The organism is Gilvimarinus sp. 1_MG-2023, from assembly GCF_030548285.1.
The window spans coordinates 1-238 of the sequence record NZ_JAUOSC010001648.1 but is presented as its reverse complement, the minus strand read 5'-3'; the positions used below and the strand labels follow the sequence as shown (position 1 = coordinate 238).

At 50.8% G+C, this 238-nt stretch carries 1 protein-coding gene; it reads left to right on the top strand.

Going from position 1 to position 238, the window contains the following annotated elements:
• Positions 1-28: 28 nt before the first annotated feature.
• On the top strand, positions 29-238 hold a 210-nt coding region (locus tag Q4563_RS22385), incomplete at its 3' end, for a hypothetical protein (RefSeq protein WP_303606113.1).

Here is a 238-nt window from a genome sequence, read left to right as displayed (position 1 = left end):
CTGTGGGTCTGTGCAGACGCTGAATTTCATGAAATGGCTGGGGATCAGTATTCCACGCTGGCTGGAGAATGAGCTGCTGCACGCTCACGATATTCTTGAGCAATCGGTCAATTATTCTGAAGCTAACTGGCGCGAGCTCAAGGCTTTTGCGGATACTCTGGGGGTGCCGGTGGGATGCAATATCGAAAGTGTTGCTGTACGCAAGGTCGAAGTAGAAGCGGCTATTGAGTTACTGAAC